Origin of the sequence: Micromonospora mirobrigensis, assembly GCF_900091555.1 — a bacterium.
In the GTDB taxonomy this organism is placed as follows: Bacteria; Actinomycetota; Actinomycetes; order Mycobacteriales; family Micromonosporaceae; genus Micromonospora; species Micromonospora mirobrigensis.
Map to the genome: position 1 here is coordinate 79,785 of NZ_FMCX01000001.1, position 21,697 is coordinate 101,481.

Below are 21,697 nucleotides of genomic sequence, written 5' to 3' on the forward strand. Positions count from 1 at the left end.
TGCCACGGGCCCGCACCCCACCGGCACAGGCGGCAATGAGGGCTCGCGGCACCTTCCGACCGTAGTCAGGTCCACAGCAGAGTGTGACCAGGCGCGGCGAGGGGAGCAAGCCGATGGACCACCGTTTTCCGCATCTCGGGCAGGTGGTGACCGTTGCCGAGGCGGACTACTGCTACGGCACCGGGTCGCTGCGGCTGCGGCTCACCGAGGAGCCGGTCGGGCTGGACCATCCCCGGATCGAGCGGGTGGAGTTGATCGGCGTGGAACTGCGGCGCGACGGGACCGAGGCGGCCGGTGGGCGTACCCGCAGCGCGCTGGTGCGGGTGGCGGCCCTGCGGCGGGGCGCGGCGGGTGAGCCGCGGTGAGCGTGTCCCGGGCCGAGCTGCGGCGGCACGTCGCCGCGCGGCCGGTCTGGCTGTGCCGGGCGTGCGGCGCGCCGTGGCCGTGCCAGCCGGCGAAGCTGGGGCTGCGGGCGGAGTACGCCGGGGACCGGGTGGGGTTGGCGGTGTATCTGTGCGGGCTGCTGCACGAGGCGGTGGCGGACCGGTTGCGGCTGCGGCCGGACGAGGTGGACCCGGCAGAGTTCTTCGCCCGATTCGTCGGCTGGACCCGCCCGTGGCGCCTTTGAACCTGCTACTCAAGGGACGCGGGCGGAGCCCCGTCACGGACTGACGGGGCTCCGCTATCTCGTCTGTCGTTCGGCCTTGTCAGGAACTCCCCCCGAACATCACTCGCCCGTTGGGTAGCTGAGCTGGAACTCAGCGTTGATGAAGTGAGTGAACGACGGCCACACCTCCATCGGCTCGGACCTTCTCTCCATGTACAAGACCACCTCAGGATCAGGTACAAGCAAGTCACTCAGCCAATACACCTGATACCCCTGATGCATCGCGAAGACCTGAGCCCCCCGAGGAAGGGGCATCCCTCCCTCGTCCTCCTGGAAGAACTCCTCCGCGTCTCTCGGCAATTCAAGGATCTCCGGGAAGAAGGCCTCCGTGCCCTGCAAGAGTCTCCCCCCACGAACGCCCATCTGCACGAGAAATTCGACATAGGCGTCCGGCAGACGGTCGACACCCCAGGAATCGCTCACCTGGCGGACCTCGGCCAGGCTGAGGCCTTCGACAGCGTTTTCGTCGACCTCACGGATTCGTCTAGCAACCTCTTCGATACTAAGCATAGCTATCCCCACGTGATGCCGATCTCAATACCGGGGAATTTCTGCTTGAACTGGTCGATTACGCCTTCGCAGCTTGGGCACACTTTTAGTTCGGAGTACAGGTCGATCCTACCCTTGGCTCCAGGACTGAGCTTTGCGGCGAGCGTCTCGAAGATGTGAGTCTCCGAGTCGAACGGCCGACTTCCCGGATTGAATTGCCGCGTCGACGGCATGCCGACCTCGCCGGGATTCACATGCTCACCACTGGTCGCCTTCATGATGCTGGACTCGGCACCTTCGATCTGCACCTCTGCGACCGCGATGTTCTTCTTACGCCCGACACCCACTCCACCGTTGGCATTCTGGCGATGGTCTGCCGCGATCTCCTTGAGGTTGCAGTTGTGGACCAACAGCGGTGTTGCGCCAGCGAGCACATAGTACGTGTGGGTGTTCGCCACGGTGAGGTTGTGGACGGTGGCCCGCGGCGCGTTCCACCGTTCGATCGCCGTGATCTGAACGTAGGTGCCGGCGCTGGTCCGAAGAAGCTGACCAGACTTGAGGTTCTTGGCGTCGAGCCACTCACCCAGCTCCGGTACCCAGAAAGGGTGACCGTCGGTGGCGGTGACCTCTGCCGTCGCTGAGCCACGCTTGCCATCGGTGTCGATGGTGATCTTCACCAGGCGCTTGACACCATCGCCCTTGATCGTGGCAGCAACCGTCTCCACCTTGGTGCGACCCGTGTCTGGATCGGTGACCACGACCTGGTCGCCCGGCTTCACATCCTCAATCGGCTTGGCCGAGCCGTCAGCCATGAGGACCTTGGTGCCGGGGACGAAACTGTTGGTCTTGCAGTCACCACCGCCAGCGTCGGCCTTGCCAGAGTTGCCGCCGCCACTGGAGCCACCCTTGCCGCGGGAGGAACTGCCCGAAGAGCCGCCCGACTTTCCAGCACCGGATTTACCGCCACCGGATTTACCGCCAGCCGACGCCGCGGAGGAACCCCTCGGGTTGGCCTTGGCTTGAGCCTGCTTGTGGACCGGGTTGCCCGTCTTCTTCGTCTGGTTGACGACCCTGTCGCTGGTCCTCTTGGCCTTTTCAGCCGCCTTCTTCGCGGCGGCCTGCGCGGCCTTCTTCGCCCGCTCGATGGCCAGCTTCTTGGCCGTGAGCGCCGCCGCCTCAGCAGCACGAGCGGCCGCCAGGATGGCCTCCGCCGCCTTCTTCGCCCGGAAGAACGCCTGGATCGCGTCGATCGTTCGATTGACGGCCTTGATCACGGCCGGGATCTTGCCGAGCTTGGCCCACGGAATCGCTTGGATGATCAGGCTGCCGCAGGACCACATGTCACCGCCGAAGCAATTGATCGCGTCGGTGATGCCGATGAAGTCCTTCAGCATCGACCAGGCGGTCTCCAGGATCACCGACGTCAGCGATCGGCCCATGGTGGACTGCGCCTGGGCAACCTGCGCGGCCGACAGCCCCGCACCGGCCAGCGCCGACGCCATCTCCGAGGCGTTCAGCGACACCGACAGACCCGACGGGTCCGACAGCGTCACCGGGTTGTTGTGGGCGTAGGCGTACCCGTTGGACTGCACTGGGTCCGTCAGGTCCAGCACCGGGTCGGCGGAGATGAATCGCCCGACCACGGGGTCGTACAGGCGCGCACCGAGCGGGGTGTAGCCGGAGGCATCATCGCGGTTGGCGCCGAGGAAGCCGGCGTTGGTCTGCATGTTGCTCGCCAACTTGTCCGCGCCCCGCTGGTTGCCGAACGGGTCCTGCTTGCGAATCCGGACCGGCATGCTGCCGTAGAGACCGATCTCCGCGTAGGGGCTTCCCTGGTGGTCGCTGGCGATGGCGACCAGGGCCGACGCGCTGGTGCCGTGCGAATAGCGCAGCACCGAGCCGCCAGGAGCGGCGTAGGTCCGCTGGGTGTTGACCAGCGTCCCGCCCTTCTGCACCACCACCTGGGACTCAGCCAGGTTCAGCGTGGCCTGCCGGCCCTGGACGGTCAGCAGACGGTTGCCGTCGGGCCCGTAGATGTGACGGGTCTCGTTCTGCGCCTCCCACTGCTGTGCGGCAGCGGCGCTGTCGCAGGCCGCCAGCACCAGCGGAGTGCCGCTGGCGGTGCTGGCGTCCTTGACCGCGAGGCACAGCCCCGAGTCGGTGTGCTTGAGCTGACCGGTTGAGCTGCGCTCCAGGCGCTGGCCGGTCGATCCGTCACACTTCTGGATCCGGAAGGCCGAACCGGCCGTGTTCGCCGCCGGCTGGACACACCAGTTGTCGGCGATCGACAGGGTGCCCAGGTTGGCGTTGGCCTGGTTCGGCGCCGGGGCGAAGTTCCACTTCTGCGCGATCGTGCCGTTGCAGGAGTACAGCTGGATGGGCTGGCTCGCCACCGCCATGCCGGCGCTGAGGTCGATGCACTTGTTACCCAGGCCGACGTATGCCGTCTTCCCCTTGCCGCCCTGGCCGACGATGCGCTCGACCTGACCGTCGTAGGTCCAGGAGAGCGTCTGCTGGTCGCCGTTCTGCACCGACGTGACGGACTTCGTCTCGCCGGTCAGCTCGTACAGCCGTTCCGCCGCCGCGGTGACCGCCGCCCCCGCCGGGGTGACGTAGTTCTTCGTCACCTTCGTCAGGGTGCGCGGCTGGCTGCCGTCGGCCTTGCCGTAGTCGTAGGTGGTGGTGGCGTCCTTGGCGGTGTTGCCGCTGAGGTCCTTCTCCACCAGCTTCTTGCGGTTACCGAGCAGGTCGTACTCGTACTCCTGCCAATAGCCGGCGTCGTCGGTGCCGCCCGTCACCGTGGTGGCGGCCGGATCCGCGAGACACGATGCCTGATCCTTCGCCGTCCAGGCGGTCTTGATCTGGCCGAGCGTGTCGTAGCGGAAGCACTGCCGTTCCTCGATGCCGAGCGAACGCTCACGGATCGAGGTGACGTTGCCGGCGTTGTCGTACCAGTAGGAACGGTGCGAGACCAGGTTGGCGCCGACGAGCGACTTGTCGCCGGTCTGCTCCCGGTAGACCTGCTGGTCGGTGAGGGCGCCACTCGCGTCGTCGTAGGTCGCCATCGTCCACACCCGGTACGGCTGGGCGCCGAGGGTCGATCGCAGCACCTGCCCGTACGGGGAGTAGACCGTCTCCGCGCCGTACCAGTCCTTGCCGGAGACCGAGAGCGGCAGGCCGTCCTTGGTGTAGCGGACCAGGAGCTTCTCGGAGGGAAGGCTGCCGACCGACGGCAGGCCGACCGACTCAGTGAGGCCGGTGTCCGTGTACGTGTAGTCGTAGGTGTAGGAGGTCCGCAGACCCCACGTGTCGGCGATGGACTGCGGCAGCGTGAGCGTGGTCGACGTCGGCTGGTAGTCGGTGGTGTACCCACCGATCGTCTGCGTGTACGCGAGGCCGTCGGTGTAGCGGGTAGCGGTGGCGGGAAGGCCCTTGCCGCCCGCGGCAGTATCGTAGGTGTACTCGGAGAGCACCGCCCCGGTGCTGCCGCCCAGACGCTGCTGGACCGGGCGGGACAGTTGGTCGTAGCCGTTCCAGACGGTGACACCGCGCGCGTTGGTGGTCGTCAGCTGCCGGTCACGCTGGTCGTAGGTGAGCCGGGTGGTCCCGCTGTCCGGGTCGGTGGCGGTCTCCAGTCGGCCACGCTGGTCGTAGGTCCACGTCCACGGGTGGGTCGGATCGACAGAGTGGGTGGCCTGCACCATGTCACCGCGCGCATCGTATCGATAACGCATGGTGGTGAACTCGCTGCGGTCATCCTTGGTGAAGGTGTCCAGCCGGTCGGTCCGGCCCAGAGCGTCGCTGTACATCCGGTAGGACGAAGCCCCCGCCGGGTTGATCACCGAGGAGTGGTCGGCGCCATAGGTGTAGCTGGTGGCCCGCGAGGGCTGGTCGACGCCCCGCAGGACGGGCATCTCCTGGGTGACCCGACCGAGGCCGTCGTAGGTGTAGCGGGTGGCGTTGGGAACAGCGGTGTCGGCCAGCGGCGTGAACAGGGTGCCGACCGGACCACCCTGGGTGAAGTAGGCGTTGTTGGTCTGCCACACCTCGCCGGAGCTGTTGTAGAGCGTGTCGGTGATCAGCCGGCCGCCGCCGGTGGCCTCCTCCTGGCTCTGCCGCTCCCGGCCCAGGCCGTCATAGAGGGTGACCGAGGTCTGGATCCGGTTGTCGTGCCCACGGCTGAAGGTGGTGACGTACGGCGGCTTGCCGACCGGAGTGGCGTACTCCGCCTTGAAGTCCGGCACTGCGGTGGCCGACGGGGTACGACCCGCGCCCCAGGCCTCGACGAGGCGGCCCAGCGGGTCGTACCTGCCCTCGCTGACCCGGTTGTTGGCGTCGGTGGTCTTGACCGCGGTCCCCCGGCCCGGTTCCAGCTCCTGGACCTGCTGGTGGCCGAGCGAGTTCTGCTCGGTGACCGTGAACGTTTGGCCGATGGCCGGGGTATAGGTGATCGTGGAGGTCTTGTTGTCCGGGTCCGTCATCGAGGTGACCCGGCCGACCGCGTCGAAGCCCGTGGTCCCGTCGGTCTGGAACCCCGAGCCGTCGCCCTTCAGCGACCAGGTCTCGGTGGCGAGACCCCGGGTGGTGGCGCCGAGGGCGGTGCCGTAGGGCTGACTGTCGTAGCCGACCCGACCCGCCGAGCTGAGCGTCGTCAGGTTGTCGAAGGTCGCGGCGGCGCAGGTCGTCGGGCTGGTCCGCACCTGCGAGGTCAGGCCGATGATGTTCTTGTCGGTCCGGTGCACGTACTCGTTGAACGTGCAGGACTCGTCGCCGGTCTTGCCGGTGTCGCCCAGCGACTCCACGTACGTCGGCAGCCCGTACGTCGACTCGAACGTCGTCTTCGTCTCGACGGCCCGCACGGTGCGGGTGTCGTCCCCGGTGCCCGAGGACTTCGTCCACGACACCGTGCGCGGCTCGGTGACCCGCCACGCCTCCAGCGGGCTCAGCCCGTCGTCGCGGGTGCGGCTGGCCAGCAGCTGCGCCGCCGGGTAGGTGACGCTGCGGGTGAGCCAGTTCGTGTCGGCGTCGCTGGCCTCGCTGTAGGTCAGCTCCTCGGCGACCCGGCCGGCGAACGGCTCCCGGTCCTTGGCGATCTCGACGCCGGCGATGTCGTTGACCGGAACGGTGTCGCCCATGCCGCGGAAGTACCGGGTGACGGCCTTGGTCCGCTTGCTGCCGATGGCCGGGTCGTCCTCGCCGGTGATGACGGTGGTCTGCGCGAAGCCGGCGAACTGCGACCAGGTGCGGGTGGACTTCTTGGTGAACTCCTGCTCGGCGAGCTTCCAGCCGGGGGTGGCGTAGGCGTAGTGCGTCACGGTGCCACGCGAGCCGTCGAGGGCGGGGAGCTCCTCGACGGTGTCCACGACGTACTTGTGGAACCAGTCGATCTGCTCGGCCTCGGGGTCCGGGTGCCAGAAGGAGGGGTAGCAGAGCCGGGTGTTGGACTTCAGCTCGGCGGTGTCGGCCTTGGTGGGCAGGCCGACGCCGGTGGCGCAGTCACCGACGGGCGCCTTGTAGGTGATGGCGGTCTCGCCGCCGTACTCGTTGATGACGCGGGCGATGCGCAGCCGGGAGAAGCCGGGCCGGTTGTCGTCCTTGACCCGGTTGGGCATGTCCTCGGCGTTGGGCTCGAAGCGCACCGGGTTGAGGGTGACCTTCGCGTCCGTGGTGCCGTTGCGGCCGTAGCCGGTGCGGGTGACCGACTCCAGCCAGAGCGCGGTGTTCGGGCCGGTCCGCAGCACCGGGAAGGACTGCTTGAGCTGGTACTCGTCGACCACCTGGCGGGCGGTGGTGTCGGTCCGCCGCTGGGCGGACGTGCTGATCATGTCGAGCCGCTTGCGGGTGAAGAAGGACGGGCCCGCGTTCCAGCACTTCACCGTGTTGCTGCCGGGACCGCAGCGCAGGTCGGCCGGGGTGTCGTACCAGATCCGGTACTTGCCCGGATCCTTCGCGGTGAAGTTCTCCTCGGTGCAGGTGAGGGTGCCCTCGGTGAAGCAGCGCTCGGCGGTGACGAAGCGGACGCGGGCCGGCGCCTCCGCCGAGAAGAGGGTGTCCTTGCGCTGGCCGTAGTCGATCCGGGTCAGGTAGCCACCGCGGTCGTACTCCACCGGCGCCTTGAAGTTGAAGTCACGCGCGTAGTAGTTCTTCTCCTTGCCCCACCACAGGCTCATGGCGTTGCCGTGGACGTCCTCGACGTAGTCGAGGCCCCAGCGCCAGGCCTGGGTGCAGACGGAGGCCTTCCAGGCGTCGGCGCCGCCGGACTTGTAGCAGGTCTCGGCCGGGTCACCGTCGCTGAGGTGGTTGCCGTAGACCGGCACGGTGAGCACGGAGTTGGTCTCCGGGTCGTCGGCGGCGGTGCCGTTGTCCGACCAGCCCGGCAGGCGGTTGAGGCCGAAGTGGTACTTCGTGCCGTCCCGGGTGGTGATCACCCAGTACTCGCCGTCGGCGTCGCCGTTGCCCTTGCTGGTGTCCTTGCGGCGCTCCACCTTGGAGCCGTCACCGTTGGCGGTGAACCAGGCGCCCTTGGCCTCGTCCCAGACCAGCTCGGTGGTCATGCCGCCCAGCGACAGGGTGGCGTTCTGCGAACCCCAGCACAGGTCGGCGGTGCGGTGGTCCTTGTTGTTCGAGCCGGTCTTCTTGGAGTCCTGGCGGCAGTTGGCGTAGCTGCGGGTGATCTCACCGGCGTTGTAGTCCCAGCCGTCACCGATCCAGGAGGCCTGGTTGTTGGTGGCGGAGGTGCGCCCGTCGGCGGACTGCGAGGAGTAGCCCAGCGCCACCTTCGGCATCAGGCCGCCGGCGGTCTCCGGCACCTGCACCTGGTACGAGTAGGTGAACGCGCCGGAGGAGGCGCCGGCAGCCCAGGACCCCGAGGAGAGCAGCGGGGTGGCGGTGTAGTCGCCGGAGGCCGAGGCGCCGGTGTCCAGCACGCCGACGACGTTCGGCTCGGAGGCGGCGGCGAGCGACCGGGCGCCGGCCCCGGCGGAGAGCAGCGGGGCCACCGGCACGCTGGTGGTGATCACCCGGCGGGTGGTCGGCTCACCGGCGGCGGCGATGCGGAAGCCGGCGGTGGCGGCGGGGACCAGCTCGACGTCGCTGGAGAGCGTCTGCACCGGCGCGGTGGTCGTCGTGGTGGTGTCCGGGGCGCATTCGCCGGTGTCCGGGCTGTCGTAGACGCAGCTGGGCAGCAGCACGGCGCCGAACCGGTCGGCGGCCTGCGGGCCGTACAGGTCGACGAAGGGGGTGGAGTCGACGCTGAGCGCGACCTGGGCGGCCGGGTCGGCGGTGGCCGGCGGCGTGATCTTCATGATCAGGCCGGAGACGCCGGCGTCCTGGGACGCGGTGGGGGCGGCCAGGTCGACGGTCCAGGTGCCGGCGAGCGTCGCTGGGTCGGCGCCGGCCGGCACGCCGAGCGCGACCGGCAGGTCGTCGACCGGCACGGTGTCGCCGGCGGCCACGCCGGTCAGGTCCACCACGCCGGAGTCCTGCTGCCACGGGGTGACGGCCGTCGGAGCGTACGGCTCCACCGGGACCTCGTCCGCCGTGGTCAGGTTCTTCTCGGCGGAGTCGTCCTCGCTGACGAGTTCGCTCTGCGGGATGTCGGGCAGGTCGAGGTTGGTCTCCTCGCGCGCCATGCCGGCGCCGGGGACCGCCCACGCCTGCGCGGGCAGCATCGTGGCGACCAGCGTCGTGGACAGGGCCAGCATGGTGGCCGTCCGGGCCCGACGCCACCGGGGTTGACCGGGGCCCGTCGGGGTCCGGCGGCCTTGCCACCGCCGAGACAGCAAACCGATAGCACGCATACGCGTCGACTCCCACCCAGGCGCAAGAACGAAAGAGAAGGCGCGGAAAACCCGCGAAGAGGCATGCGCCAGGTGCGGCACGTGCGTGAGCACTGTGCGTCAGTACGCGCCTGCGCTCAAGGCCGGTAGAGGCTGTTGACCTGGGCAACAAGTGATGCCGGTCACAAATGGTTTAGGTCGACAAGACGGCGAAGATCAACAAGAGCCGCGATCCCACTCCAATCCCGGCATGTCGCTTATGGACGGTCCGCAAATCCAGACAGAATCCCGGAATCTGAGCACCAGCCGTGTAACTCCTTAAAGGATGATCACAAATTCATAACGTTCACGGGGTAGCCGACCGGCCCGGTCGTCGTGCGATCGTGTGCCCGCGTTCTGCCCCTCGGCCAGCCGACCGGGGCCGTCTGATGTGCCTTCCCATCCACCTGGCCCCCAACGGGAGTGGACCGCCGTGACTGCGCCTCGCCTGTTCAGCCCCTTCGTGCGTACGCGCACCAGGCTGACCCTCACCCTGGGCCTATCGCTGGCCACCCTCGTCGCCGCCCCGCTGCCGCTCTGGCTCGGGACCGACGAGGCGACCGAAACCGCCGCCGCCGCGCCGGCGCCCGTCGGGCCGCGGAGCGAGGTGATCGCCATGGCCGACGCCCGCCGTACCGGCAAGGAAGTCCTCGTGGACACGGCGACCACCGCCACCTCCCGCACCTGGGCGCTCCCCGACGGAAAGCTGCGCTCCGAGTTCCACGCCGCCCCGCAGCGGGCCAGGGACGCCGCCGGGCAGTGGAAGGACATCGACAACAGCCTCGTCCGGGGCGGGAAGAGCGCCGGCGGCCTCGACGTACGCCCGGTCAACGTCCCCGCCCCGGTCCGCTTCTCCGGCGGCTCCGCCGCGACGCCGGGCAACGCCGGAACCGTGCTCGCCGAGGCGGACGTGGCCGGCCACACCATCGCGTACACCTGGCCCGGCGCCCTGCCGGAGCCGGTGCTCGACGGGCCGCGCGCCCTCTACCCGGAGGTCCGCTCCGGGGTGGACCTGCTGGTCGTCGCCCGCGAGGAGGGCGGCTTCGCGCAGCTGCTGATCGTCAAGAACCGCTCGGCCCAGACCCTCCAGGCGGTCCGCACCCTCAGCTACGGGCTGCGCTCCAGGACGCTGGTGTTCCGGCACGACGACCTCACCGGCGGCGTCCGGGCCCTGGACCGGGCCGGCCGGGAGGTCAGCTCGATCCCCACCCCGTTCGCCTGGGACTCCGCCGGCCGGGACGTCGACGCCGAGCCCGGCACCGCGCCGCGCACCGCCGTCGGCTCCCCCGCCGAGGTGCTGAAGCTCTCCGGCCTCAGCGGTATCGAGCCCGGCGCCCACCAGGCGCCGCTGCCCACCCGCCTGGACCGGGACGGCACCGGTGACGTGCTGCTGCACCTGGACGCCGCCGCGACCGGGCTGCTCACCCGCGGCGACGTGACCTTCCCGCTCTTCCTGGACCCGACGCTGAACAGTGGCAACACGGGCTGGACGTTCGCCTACAAGCCCTACCCGAACAGCAACTACTGGAACGGCACCAGCTTCAACGGCGGCACCAGCGACGCCCGGGTCGGCTACGAGTCCGACACCGGTGGCACCTCCCGCGCCTTCTGGCGGATGGGCTACAGCAGCAGCCTCAGGGGCGCCACGATCAGCTCGGCCAGCTTCAAGATCCTCAACAACTACTCCTGGTCCTGCACGGCCCGGGAGATGCAGCTCTGGCTGACCGGCGCGATCTCCACCGGCACCACCTGGAACAAGCAGCCCGCCTGGACGACGTTGCAGCAGAAGCTCTCCTTCGCCCACGGCTACTCCAGCAGCTGCGCCGACGACTACGAGAGCTTCAACGTCCTGAACGCCGCCCAGCAGGCGGCCGACGGCGGCTGGTCCACCCTCACCCTCGGCATGCGCGCCAGCAGTGAGGGCGACAAGTACACCTGGCGCAAGTTCCAGGCCAGCACCGCGGCGCTGTCGGTCGTCTACAACCGGCCGCCCAACGAGCCCACCGGCGGCACCACCTCCCCCGGTGGCGCCTGCACCCCGGGCCCCGGCAACGGCGTCACCATCGCCAAGACCAACATCGTCCTGTCGGCCAGCGCCACCGACGCCGACGGCAACCTCAAGGGCCTGCGCTTCCGCTGGTGGCCGACCGGCGGCACGGTGCCGGCCGGCACGCTGGTGACCAGCCTGACCAGCGGCAAGGGCAGCCTGACGATCCCCACGACCAGCCTGGTCGACAAGACGACCTACTCCTGGGACGTCCGCTCCGAGGACACCTCCGGCGCCACGTCGTCGTACTTCCCGCCGGGCACCGAGCCGTGCCGCTTCACCATCGACGCCTCCGCGCCGCCCGCGCCCGACGTCACCAGCGCGGTCTGGAAGGAGGCCACGCCGGACGGCGCGACCTGGGCCACGGTGAAGTTCGGCGGCACCGGTGCGATCTCCTTCACCGCCGCCGGCGCGGCCAAGTTCAGCTACGCCTTCGAGGGCATCGGCACCACGTACGTCAACGCCACCTCGGGAGCGGCCACCGTGCCCGACCTGAAGCCGCGGCACGCCGGCCCCACCACCCTGCACGTGTACGCCTACGACGCGGTCGGCAACCGCAGCGCCCGCACCGACTACTACTTCTACGTGCCGCCGCGCGACACCGCGGACGCCCCGGGTGACACCGGCGGCGACGGCATCGTCGACCTGCTCCTGATCGACTCCACCGGCAAGCTGCGCAACTACGCCGGCGACGTCGACGGCGAGCTGTACGCGTGGCAGACCGCCTCGTACGACGACAAGGGCACGCTGAACCCGCCTGGCCACTGGTTCGACCCCGCCACCGGCAAGGCGGCCCTGATCGCCAAGTTCGCCGACGCGTACCCGGGTGACGGCTCCACCGACCTGTTCGCCCGCACCCCTGACGGCGGCTTCTGGCTCTACCCGGGCGACGGGTACGGCAGCTTCAACGTCGACAAGCGGCTGCGGGTCATCCTGCCGGCGAACGCCCCGGACCCGGCGACCTGGATCCAGCTCAAGGCGATCGGCGACATCACCGGCGACAAGCAACCCGACGTGATCCTGCGGGCCGGCACCGCGTTCTGGGTGCTCAGCGGCTACACCGGCGGCAGCTTCCAGGAGGCCACCCTGATGGAGGGCACCGCCTGGGCCCGCCGGGAGATCGTCAACGTGGCCGACGTCGACCTCGACGGCACGCCGGACATGCTCTGGCGCAACCTGGACGCCGGCACCTTCTACATCCGGCACGGCAAGCCGGGGTCGGTGGCGGGCAGCGTCAGCCTCGACTCGCTCAAGTCGGCCGCCGCCTCCCGCAGCGGTGACATCTCCTACGGCACCGGCTGGACCGAGGCGAACGTCAACGCGGCCATCGGCATCCCCGACGTCAACGGTGACCGGGTGCCCGACATCTGGGCCCGGCTGGCGTCGGACGGGGCGATGCGGATCTACCACCCGTCGACCACCAACACCAACGCGCCGGTGAAGGTCGTCCTGGGCGACAACTGGAACTCGGTCAAGTCGTTCGGCTGACCGCCCCGCGACACGGCGACGGGCCCGCACCTCCTCCGGTGCGGGCCCGTCGTCGTCGCGCCCGGCGCCGGCCGCACGGCGGCCGACGGTCCGAAATGGATATCGGGCGGCGTTACGAGTTCGTGACAGTGGAATGGACGGTTCTCCCGCAGGATTGACGTGCCGCGATGGCTCGGGGCGATCGCGGATGTCGAACCAGTCCACCCCGACGACAGAGGGAGCAGCATGACCATCCACGGGGGAAGTGTCCAGACGGGACCGCCCAGGCGACGACCAACAGCGCGGCGCCGGTCGGCACGGGTTGCCGCACTACTGCTCGCGCTGCTCGGCGCGACCGGGTCGGCCGTCGCGGTGGCGGGCCCGGCGCAGGCGGCCGACCCGCTCGTCTCCGCCGGACGGCCCGTCGCCGCGAGCAGCACGCTGAGCGGGTACGCGGCCAGCAACGTGACGGACGGCAACACCACCACCCGCTGGGCGAGCGTGTCCCTCGTCGACCCGCAGTGGATCCAGGTCGACCTGGGCCGGACCGTCCGGGTGGGTCGGGTACAGCTCGACTGGGAACGGGCGCACGCCACCACCTACCGGATCGAGACCAGCCTTGACGGGACGGCCTGGACCTCGATCTGGTCGACGAGCACCGGGGACGGCGGGGTCGACGACATCACCGGGCTCTCCGCCAGCGCCCGGTACGTCCGGATGTACGGCACCGCCCGCGGATGCACCGGTTGCACCCAGAACTGGGGCTACTCGCTGTGGGAGTTCCAGGTGTACGGCGTCCCGCAACCCGTCCGGGGCGGCTTCTACAACCCGGGCAACGGCGACATCACCGCGGACACGGTCGGCCGGGGAATGAACCTGGGATCGCTCACCACGTACCGCAGCCTGTACGACCGTAACGTCTTTCCCGGCTGGAACGCGCAGTGGATCACCTCGTTGATGACGGATCACGGCGTCGAGCCCAACTTCGTCATCGAACTCAAGCAGTACGGCGGTCCACCGGGCAGCTCGATCACCTGCGGCGGGCGGACCTACAGCATCCCGACGGGCAACATGACCGCCGGGTTCACCGGCTCCACCGTGAAGTACTACGGCTACGACCAGGTCACCTCGGGCGCCCTCGACGGCCTGCTGTGCAACGCCGTCAGCCAGCTCGACGCGCTTCCCGCGGGCCCGGTCAACATCCAGTTCACCTCGGAGCGGGACACCACCCACCAGAACGGCATCACCCAGAACGGGGTCGGCTACACCTGGGCCCAGGCCGACGCGATGGCCGTCCCCGCCATGCAGTACCTGATCCGGTACTTCCGGCAGCACAGCACCCGGGTCCCCCGGGCCACCTTCACCGCCGGCATGGGCGGCTGGGACGAGGCGAGCTTCCTGCGCTCGTACGTCGGCGGGGTGGACGGGGTGGACTACCTCCAGTGGAACCCCTACAACCACGCGGCACCGTCGCGGACGCCGTACCAGGTGTTCAGCCGCACCTACGGCTGGCTGCCCAAGCTGCCCACCGAGGCGGCCGACAAGCAGGTGATCATCGCCGAGTACGGCACCAACTACACGTTCACCTCGCCGACCCAGGCCGAGTGGATCCGGCAGGTGCCTGCCGCCGTGGCACAGCTGCCGCGGATCCGGATGACCAACTACTTCAACAGCGACGGTGACTGGGGCACGCTCAACCCCAGGTCGGCCGGCCTGGACGCGTTGACGTACGCCTACAGCCAACCGCCCTACGTCCCATAGCCCGACCGCGACCGGCCCGTCCGCTCCCGCCGCCGATCGAGCGGGGCCGGACGGGCCGTCCACGCGCTGAGCCGGTCAGACGGGCGGAGCCGCGCTCCGGACGAAGGTCTCCAGTTCCTCGCCGCCGTACCAGTCGGTGCGCCGGCCCAGGTGGGTCATGCCCAACCGGCGGGCCACCGCCATCGACGCGGAGTTGCGCGGCGACACCACCGCGAACACCTGCGGGGTGCCCAGGGCCAGCTCCCGCTCGATCGCCGGGCGGGCCGCCTCGGTGGCGTAGCCGTGCCCCCAGGCGTCCGGGTGCAGGTGCCAGCCCACCTCGATGTCGTCGGTCAGCACCTCCTCGTCCCGGCTGGGCAGCGGCTTGAGCAGCAGCGTGCCGACCACCCCGCCGCCGTCCCGCCGCTCGACCGCCCAGGTGCCGTACCGGTCGCCGTGGTCGGCGTGCCGGGCCCGCCACCGGGCCAGCAGGGCGGCGGCCTGCTCCGGGCCGGTCAGCGGCAGCCACGGCACGGTCAGGAACCGCGCCACCTCCGGGCGGGAGTAGATCTCGTGCAGCCGCGCCAGGTCCGGCGGGGAGTCGGTCCAGTTCCGGACGAGCAGTCGTTCGGTGGTGAGGACGGTCATGTCGCGGGATCGTAATGCGTACCCGGCTCCCGGAGGGGGAAGGAGATCACGATGGGAGCAGGGTGGCAGCGGGCGAAGCGGATCACCAGCGCGGCGTTCCGGCCGGTACGCGGCCGGGACCTGTCGCTGCACGCCGCCGCGATCACCTTCTACGGGGCGATCGCCGTGGTGCCGGTCGCGCTGCTCGCCATCTGGATGACCGGGCTGATCGCCGGCGACGACCACGTCCGCCGGCTCACGTCGTACGCCATCGACACCCTGCCCACCGACATCGGCGCCAACCGGGCGGTGGCCGCGCTGGTCGAGGCCGGTCTGGGGTTGACCCCGCTGCTGGCGCTGGCGTCGCTGCTGCCTGCGTCGCTCTACGGCGAGGGCCTGCGCCGGGCGTTCGTGTCGGTGGCCGAGCCGCGCAGCGAGTCCGGGGCGCTGGTCGGCTGGCGCGGCCGGCTGCTGCTGCTCCCCCTGCTCGCGCCGGCCCCCGCCCTGCTGCTGTCGATCCTGATCGCGCTGCCGGTGACCACCCGGCTGGTCCGGCAGGGCGGCTGGGTGGCCGCCCTCGGCATCGTGCTGTCATTCCTGGCGGTGTGGTTGGTGCTCACCCCGGTGCTGATGTGGGTGTTCCGGGTGGTCGGGCCCGCCTCGCCGGACTGGCTGTCGACGCTGGCGCTCGGCTCGTTCACCGCGGCGAACCTTTCCGGCTTTCTGCACGGTTTCGTGCTGTTCTGCTCCCTCCCGCTGGACCTCGGCGTGCCGTTCGGCGGCTTCGACGAGATCGGCGCGGGGGTGGCGGTGCTGCTCTGGCTCTACCTGTTCCACGTGATCGTCCTGGCCGGCTACTCCGCCACCCTGGCGCTGTCCCGCTGGCGCGCCCAGCGCGCGACCCCCTCCCGGTGAGCGGCCCGCCGCACTAGGGTGCGCGGGTATGAGTGATGTTGGTGAGCTGCCGGGTCGCGCGGACGTGGTGATCGTCGGGTCCGGGCACAACGGGCTGGTGTCGGCGATCCTGCTGGCCCGGGCCGGTCTCGACGTGCTGGTGCTGGAGGCCGCCGAGGTGATCGGCGGGGCCACCCGCACCGAGAACCCGTTCCCGAGGGTCCCCGGGCTGCGGCACTCCACCGGGTCGTACCTGCTCGGGCTGATGCCGCCGGAGCTGCTCGCCACCCTCGACGTGGAGATCCCGGTGCTGCGCCGCGACCCGCACTACTTCCTGCCCACCCCGGGCGGGCCCGGCGCGCCGTACCTGCTCAACGGCCGCGACACCGCGGCCACCCGGCGGCAGCTCACCGAGATGTTCTCCCCCGCCGACGTGGCCGCCGACGACGCGCTCCAGGCCGAGCTGGCCCAGCTCCGCGCGGACCTGGCGCCCGCCTGGCTGGCCGAGCCGCTGCCGGTCGAGGAAACCGCGCAACGGTACGTCCGCCCCGCGCTGCGCCAGGTCTTCGTCGACCTGGTCCGCGGCTCCGTCGCCGACCACCTGGCCCGCTTCGACTTCCGCTCCGAACTGCTGGTCAGCATGTACGCGGTCACCGACGGCCTCTCCGGCCTCAACGCCGGCCCCGACGACCCCGGAACCGGCCACAACTTCCTCGTGCACAACATGTGTCGCCTCCCCGGCGCGGACGGCACCTGGATGATCGCCCGGGGCGGCATGGGCACCGTCTCGCGTACCTTCGCCGAGGCCGCCCGGGCCGCCGGGGCCCGCATCCTGACCGGCGTGCCGGTCACCGCGATCACGCTGGACGGCGGGGCCGCCTCCGGGGTGGTGCTCGCCGACGGCCGGCAGGTGGCCGCCGGCGTGGTGCTCGGGGCCTGCGACCCGTACCGGCTGATGGGGCTGCTGCCCGACGGCGCGCTCCCGGCGCCGCTCGGCGAGCGGATGGCGGCGGTCCGCCGTACCGGCACCACCCTCAAGCTCAACCTGGCGCTGACCGGGCTGCCCCGCTTCTCCTGCCTGCCGGCGGAGGCGCCCAGCCCGTTCGGCTCCACCATCCACCTGCTGCCCGGCTCGGCCTCGCTGGTGGACGGCGGCGGCGAGTCGCCGATGGCGGCGCTGCGCGCCATGTGGGCCGACGTGCAGGCCGGCCGGCTGCCCGAGGAGCCGACCATCGAGTGGTACCTGCACACCACCGTCGACCCGTCGCTGTCCGACGACGCCGGGCACCACTCGTCGGCGCTCTTCGTCCAGTCCGTGCCCTACGAGCTGGCCGGCACGACCTGGGAGGCCGCGCTCCCCGGCTACGTGGAGAAGCTGATCGCCATCTGCGAGCGGTACGCCCCCGGCACCGCGGACCTGATCGCCGACGCGGTGCCGCTGCCCCCGCCCGGGATCGAGGCGCACTTCGGCATCACCGGCGGGCACATCCACCACGTCGACAACACCGTCTCGTTCACCGACCGGATGCCCTACGCCACCGGCGTCGACGGCGTGTACGCGGGCAGCGCCGGCTGTCACCCCGCCGGCAGCGTGATCGGCGCCGCCGGCCACAACGCCGCCCGCCGCATCCTCGCCGACCTCGGCAGGTAAGGAGGGGCCCCCTGTTAACGCATTCGGTAGAGCAGGGGCCCCTTCTTAACACCCGCCGGGCAGGTCGCCGGGGCGGCGGATCAGGGAGAGGCCGACCAGCAGCAGGTAGAGCACCAGGCTGAGGATCGGGTCGACGAAGACGAAGGCGAACGCGGTCAGGTAGAGCACCGGACGGACCAGCAGCCGTCGGGAGATCGCCGCGGCCAGCTGCGGATCCAGGCCCGGGTCGAGCAGCCCGCACCGCCGCGCCCACCACCAGCTCAGGTTGAAGAAGAGCGACTCGCCCAGCACGGTGGCCAGGTAGAGGGCGGCGGTCAGTTGCTGGTCCCGGGCAGTGCCGCGCAGGTTGTCCGAGAGCAGGTCGGCGGTGAACGGGATGGTGGCCACGAAGAGGAGCACGAGCAGGTTGAAGACCAGCAGCAGCTGGTCGACCCGGACCACGTACCGCCACATGTTGTGGTGGCCGAGCCAGATCTGGCCGGCGATCCCGAAGGTGATCACGTACGCCAGGTAGGACGGCCAGGCGTCCGCGAGGGTCTGCGGCAACTCCCGGCCGCCCGCCCGGGCCGGCCCGTTCTGGAGCAGCTCGACGGCCATCACGGTCAGCACGACCGCGAAGACCCCGTCGCTGAACGTCTCCACCCGGGAGGTGTCCCGGGACATCTCCCGGCGGCGCCCGTAGCGGTACCGCCGCTCCCCCGCCTCGGGATCCGTCACGCCGCCCCCCTTCCGACCTCATGGTCACCCGACGGGGGCGGCGTGCGGGGGGAAACTCAGCTCAGCGCCTCCCCGGCCGGGGCCGGGGTTTCCGCGTCGACCCGGTGCGCCCGGACCTTGTGCCCGACACTGGTCAGGCAGCGGCCGCTGGGCAGGTCGAACTTCCAGCCGTGCAGCTGGCAGGTGAGCTGGTCGCCGTCGACGATGCCGAAGCGGCTCAGATCGGCCTTCAGGTGCGGGCACCGGCGCTGCACCACCCAGCCGTTTAGCGTGATGTCCTCGGCGTCGACGGCCCGCTCGTGCTCGTCGTACCAGCCCTCGGCGTACTGGAGGCGCTCCTCCGAAAGGCACTTGAAGAAGGCGTAGACGAACTCGTTGTACTGCCCGATCCGGGCCGCCGAGAAGCGGCAGGAGAGGAAGAGCGAGTTGACCCAGTCCACCTCCTCGATGTGCAGCAGGTGCTCGATCAGCGCCCGCTCGGTGCGGAACCGGTAGCGGACCTTCTCGTCCGCGTACGGCCGGACCTCCTTGCCCGGGAAGTCCACCACGATCGACTCGACGGACTCTCCGTCGTACCCCACCAGGTCGAAGCGGACCGGGCCGCCGACCCCCTTGGCCAGGTAGATCGACTCGTCGAGCAGCGGCTCGATCCGGCGCTTCATCCCGTCCAGCACGTCCACCTCGGGGTGCCGCCAGGACGCCTTCTCCGCCTCGATGATCGGGCGCTTGCGCTCCCGCATCTCCTCCAGGTGGGCCTTCTTGTTGGCGAAGAACTCCTCCACCGGCTGCGGGTGGGTGGTGGTCGCGCCGGAGGTGGTCACCTCGGCGACGCTGCCGGGCAGCAGCACGATGCCGTTGGTGCCGCCGACCTTCGCGTACTCGGACAGGAACACCGACTGGTCGGGGAAGATGTTCCCCTCGTCGCCGAAGATGTCGTTGAACTGCCACAGCTCGTCGTCGAGGAAGCACGGCGGGCCGGCGATCGGGAAGACGTGGTCGGCCTTCAGGTCGTCGATGTAGCGCCAGGTCCGGTCGAACTGCCGATCCCGCTTCTGCTTGCCGAACGCGGTCTTCGCCGACTGCGGCAGCTCGTAGACCATCGGATACCAGATCGCGCCGGAGAACTGGAGCAGGTGCGCGTGCACGTGGCCCAGCTCGGCGAAGACCGTCAGGTCGGTCGGGCGGGCGTCGTTCTGGTTGAGCAGCCGGACGCCGTCGTACTCCACCCAGAGCGAGGAGTCGCCGATCGGGCCGTCGGTCGGGCTGGTCAGCGCCTGGATCATGATCTTCAGCCCGCCGGGCAGCTCCACGACCTGCTCGTTCGGCGCCTTCAGGAACTTCGTGAAGCCCAGCTCCCGCAGCTCGTCCTCCATCTCCGAGGTAGGGAACTCGGGGAGCAGGACGGTGGCGTCCTTGGAGACGAAGTCACGCAGGTGCTTCGCGTCGAAGTGGTCCCGGTGCAGGTGCGACACGTACAGGTAGTCGACCTGGCCCAGCGCCTCCCAGTCGAGCAGGGAGTTGTCCGGGAAGGGGAACCAGGAGGCGAAGTAGGCGGGATTGACCCACGGGTCGCACAGGATGCTGCCCGCGGCCGTGTCGATCCGCATGCTGGCATGTCCCGTACCGGTCACTCGCACCGCAGTCCCCCTCAAAACGACAATCAAGGTGTACGTCAAGACGCTACCGGAGGCAGTCTGGCCACCGCCCCGCGACGCCGGTAGTGCCGGTGTGCCCGCCCGAAGAGGGGTCCAAGGACCCGCGAGGTCAGGCCGGGACCGGGCCGGTCCAGCTCCTGCCCGACGGCGCCTCGGCGACCCAGGCGTCCATCAGCGCGGCCACCTCGGCGGGCGGCGCCGCGACGTGCACCGCCTGCGCGCCGGGCCGGTCCGGGTGCCGGCGCAGCAGCGCTTCCAACGACTCCGCGGCGAGCGCCCAGTCAGATGCCTCCCACGCCTCGTACGCGGTCTTCAGCAGCTCCCGGTCGGCCGCGGCGGTCATCCTGTCTCCCCCTCAGGTCGGACCCTGCGCCAGGGCCGGCGGGGGGCGTGCCAGACTAACCGGAGATCCGATCGCGAGGGAAGGACCGACAGTGGCAGGAAGCGAGCCGGTAACCGCGCCAGATCAGCACAAGCCCGGGCACCGGAAGGCCGGCCGGATCGGCGCGGTGCTCTCCGCGCTGGTGCTGCTGGCGATGCTGTGCGGCAACCACGAGGGCAAGGTCGAGGACCTCTGGCTGATCGGGATCGCCGTGGTCCTGCTGGCCATCGTCATCGGCGACGCGGTGCTGCGCCGCAACGGCCTGCGTTCCTGACCCGTCGCACCCAGACGCACGAGGGCCCACCCCCGCCCGGGGGTGGGCCCTCGTCACGTCGTACGGGTCAGCGGCCGAAGAGGATGTCCTGCACGTCCTTGAGCGCCGCGTCGACCTCGGCCTCGAAGTAGCCGCCCGGCACCAGCCCGAAGCGGAGCGTGTCCAGGTCCTTCGGGTTCACCGGCATCGGGTTGCGCCCCTGCATGCCCCCGAGCAGGCTCTCGAAGAAGCGGTCGACCTGGTCCGGGTCGTACCCGCTGCCGAACCGGCGCACCTGGAAACGGCGCCGGATCTGGTCCACCCGGTAGAGGTCGCTGCCGGGCGGGCCGGCCATCGGCGGCCCCACCATCGGCGGGCCACCCATCGGCGGGCCACCGAGCTGGGGGGCGGCCATCGGCGGCGGGCCACCGGCCTGCTGCGGCAGCGACGGCGGGCCGGCCGGCCCGCGACCGCGCATGTCGCGCAGCTCCCGGTCGTTCATCCGGATCTCGGCGGTCATGTCCGTCCGGCCGTGCCGGCCGGCCTCGAAGCCGTCGAAACGCTGCTCGTCCTGGCCGAACCCGCCAGGGCCCGGCGGCAGGCCACGGTGCGACTGCTCGTCCTGGCCGAACCCGCCAGGGCCCGGCGGCAGGCCACGGTGCGACTGCTCGTCCTGGCCGAACCCGCCAGGGCCCGGCGGCAGGCCACGGTGCGACTGCTCGTCCTGGCCGAACCCACCGGGGCCCGGCGGCAGGCCACGGTGCGGCGGCGGACCGCCGTGCCCCACCTGGGGACCCGGACCCATCGGGCCGGGGCCGCGCGGGCCGTCGTAACCGCCGCGGGGAGCGTCGTACCCGCCGGCGAAGGCGCCGGTCGGCTCGTCGTACCGGCCGTAGCGGTCCACCGGGGGGCCGGCCTGGGCCGGCATGGCGCGCGGCGGCATCGGCTGCGGCACGGGCGACAGGCCCCGGTCGTCGCGCATCGGCGGACCGAGCCGGTCCATCTTGCGTGGGTCACCGCCGCGGCCGGCGGGGCCACCGCGCTCCTCCAGCTCGGCCAGCTGCCGCTCCACGCGGTCCAGGTGCAGGTCGACCTGCCACTCGTCGTAGCCGTTGAAGCGGACCCGGAAGACGACGTCGTGGACCTCCTGGGAGGCGACGGGGGCACCGACCGGCTGGCCGGCGAGAGTCGCCTCCACCCGATCCAGGAAGGCGTCCACCTCGTCGACCTTGTATCCCCGGCGGAGCGCCTTACGCCGGAAACGCTGACCCTGACTCGCCACTATGTCTCC

The 21,697-nt window shown here is 70.5% G+C and carries 14 protein-coding genes; 7 read left to right on the top strand and 7 right to left on the bottom strand.

What is annotated here, in order from left to right:
- Positions 1–113: 113 nt before the first annotated feature.
- Both GA0070564_RS00385 and GA0070564_RS00390 read left to right on the top strand, forming a co-directional pair.
- Positions 114–365 (top strand): hypothetical protein, encoded by a 252-nt coding sequence (locus GA0070564_RS00385; protein ID WP_141714674.1) that lies wholly within the window; start codon positions 114–116, stop codon positions 363–365.
- The gene (locus GA0070564_RS00390; RefSeq protein ID WP_091601034.1) at positions 362–628 is read left to right on the top strand and encodes a hypothetical protein; all 267 of its coding nucleotides are present in this window, start codon (positions 362–364) and stop codon (positions 626–628) included. The genes GA0070564_RS00385 and GA0070564_RS00390 overlap by 4 nt, the downstream gene beginning before the upstream one ends.
- A gap of 99 nt (positions 629–727) precedes the next feature.
- Here the strand turns inward: GA0070564_RS00390 and GA0070564_RS00395 are convergent, their stop codons facing one another.
- Positions 728–1,177 carry an SMI1/KNR4 family protein gene (locus tag GA0070564_RS00395; protein ID WP_091601036.1) on the bottom strand — a complete coding sequence of 150 codons (450 nt, stop codon included), beginning with the start codon at positions 1,175–1,177 and terminating at the stop codon, positions 728–730.
- Positions 1,178–1,179: 2 nt separating this feature from the next.
- Positions 1,180–8,955 (bottom strand): ricin-type beta-trefoil lectin domain protein, encoded by a 7,776-nt coding sequence (locus GA0070564_RS00400; RefSeq protein WP_091601038.1) that lies wholly within the window; start codon positions 8,953–8,955, stop codon positions 1,180–1,182.
- A gap of 451 nt (positions 8,956–9,406) precedes the next feature.
- On the opposite strand from GA0070564_RS00400, the gene GA0070564_RS00405 reads away from it, so the two are divergent.
- Both GA0070564_RS00405 and GA0070564_RS29585 read left to right on the top strand, forming a co-directional pair.
- Positions 9,407–12,508 (top strand): DNRLRE domain-containing protein, encoded by a 3,102-nt coding sequence (locus tag GA0070564_RS00405; protein ID WP_091601040.1) that lies wholly within the window; start codon positions 9,407–9,409, stop codon positions 12,506–12,508.
- Positions 12,509–12,733: 225 nt separating this feature from the next.
- The gene (locus tag GA0070564_RS29585; RefSeq protein WP_091601042.1) at positions 12,734–14,248 is read left to right on the top strand and encodes a discoidin domain-containing protein; all 1,515 of its coding nucleotides are present in this window, start codon (positions 12,734–12,736) and stop codon (positions 14,246–14,248) included.
- Positions 14,249–14,323: 75 nt separating this feature from the next.
- Here the strand turns inward: GA0070564_RS29585 and GA0070564_RS00415 are convergent, their stop codons facing one another.
- On the bottom strand, positions 14,324–14,875 hold the full coding sequence (locus tag GA0070564_RS00415; RefSeq protein WP_091601044.1) for a GNAT family N-acetyltransferase: 552 nt from the start codon (positions 14,873–14,875) through the stop codon (positions 14,324–14,326).
- A 51-nt stretch (positions 14,876–14,926) separates the two neighbouring features.
- On the opposite strand from GA0070564_RS00415, the gene GA0070564_RS00420 reads away from it, so the two are divergent.
- Both GA0070564_RS00420 and GA0070564_RS00425 read left to right on the top strand, forming a co-directional pair.
- Positions 14,927–15,769: a YhjD/YihY/BrkB family envelope integrity protein gene (locus GA0070564_RS00420; protein ID WP_091601046.1), complete on the top strand. Its 843-nt coding sequence runs from the start codon at positions 14,927–14,929 to the stop codon at positions 15,767–15,769.
- Positions 15,770–15,797: 28 nt separating this feature from the next.
- Positions 15,798–17,399: a phytoene desaturase family protein gene (locus GA0070564_RS00425; protein ID WP_091601048.1), complete on the top strand. Its 1,602-nt coding sequence runs from the start codon at positions 15,798–15,800 to the stop codon at positions 17,397–17,399.
- A gap of 45 nt (positions 17,400–17,444) precedes the next feature.
- Here the strand turns inward: GA0070564_RS00425 and GA0070564_RS00430 are convergent, their stop codons facing one another.
- The 3 genes from GA0070564_RS00430 to GA0070564_RS00440 form a co-directional block, all read right to left on the bottom strand.
- A complete protein-coding gene (locus GA0070564_RS00430; RefSeq protein WP_091604291.1) occupies positions 17,445–18,062 on the bottom strand; it encodes a TMEM175 family protein in 618 nt (205 codons plus the stop codon).
- 110 nt (positions 18,063–18,172) lie between these two features.
- Complete coding sequence (locus GA0070564_RS00435) at positions 18,173–19,753, bottom strand: Rieske 2Fe-2S domain-containing protein (RefSeq protein WP_091601050.1); 1,581 nt, start codon at positions 19,751–19,753, stop codon at positions 18,173–18,175.
- Positions 19,754–19,880: 127 nt separating this feature from the next.
- Positions 19,881–20,114 carry a hypothetical protein gene (locus GA0070564_RS00440; RefSeq protein WP_091601052.1) on the bottom strand — a complete coding sequence of 78 codons (234 nt, stop codon included), beginning with the start codon at positions 20,112–20,114 and terminating at the stop codon, positions 19,881–19,883.
- A 91-nt stretch (positions 20,115–20,205) separates the two neighbouring features.
- On the opposite strand from GA0070564_RS00440, the gene GA0070564_RS00445 reads away from it, so the two are divergent.
- Complete coding sequence (locus tag GA0070564_RS00445) at positions 20,206–20,427, top strand: DUF2631 domain-containing protein (protein ID WP_088970287.1); 222 nt, start codon at positions 20,206–20,208, stop codon at positions 20,425–20,427.
- A 67-nt stretch (positions 20,428–20,494) separates the two neighbouring features.
- Here GA0070564_RS00445 and GA0070564_RS00450 read toward each other — a convergent pair whose 3' ends face one another.
- Positions 20,495–21,688 (bottom strand): DivIVA domain-containing protein, encoded by a 1,194-nt coding sequence (locus tag GA0070564_RS00450; RefSeq protein WP_091601054.1) that lies wholly within the window; start codon positions 21,686–21,688, stop codon positions 20,495–20,497.
- Between the last annotated feature and the right edge of the window lie 9 nt (positions 21,689–21,697).

What these genes read in the sequence shown, in the direction of transcription:
- GA0070564_RS00415 (WP_091601044.1), bottom strand. Translation starts at nt 14,875, where the DNA reads ATGACCGTCCTCACCACCGAACGACTGCTCGTCCGGAACTGGACCGAC.
- GA0070564_RS29585 (WP_091601042.1), top strand. Translation starts at nt 12,734, where the DNA reads ATGACCATCCACGGGGGAAGTGTCCAGACGGGACCGCCCAGGCGACGA.
- GA0070564_RS00440 (WP_091601052.1), bottom strand. Translation starts at nt 20,114, where the DNA reads ATGACCGCCGCGGCCGACCGGGAGCTGCTGAAGACCGCGTACGAGGCG.
- GA0070564_RS00420 (WP_091601046.1), top strand. Translation starts at nt 14,927, where the DNA reads ATGGGAGCAGGGTGGCAGCGGGCGAAGCGGATCACCAGCGCGGCGTTC.
- GA0070564_RS00395 (WP_091601036.1), bottom strand. Translation starts at nt 1,177, where the DNA reads ATGCTTAGTATCGAAGAGGTTGCTAGACGAATCCGTGAGGTCGACGAA.
- GA0070564_RS00430 (WP_091604291.1), bottom strand. Translation starts at nt 18,062, where the DNA reads ATGTCCCGGGACACCTCCCGGGTGGAGACGTTCAGCGACGGGGTCTTC.
- GA0070564_RS00425 (WP_091601048.1), top strand. Translation starts at nt 15,798, where the DNA reads ATGAGTGATGTTGGTGAGCTGCCGGGTCGCGCGGACGTGGTGATCGTC.
- GA0070564_RS00385 (WP_141714674.1), top strand. Translation starts at nt 114, where the DNA reads ATGGACCACCGTTTTCCGCATCTCGGGCAGGTGGTGACCGTTGCCGAG.
- GA0070564_RS00400 (WP_091601038.1), bottom strand. Translation starts at nt 8,955, where the DNA reads ATGCGTGCTATCGGTTTGCTGTCTCGGCGGTGGCAAGGCCGCCGGACC.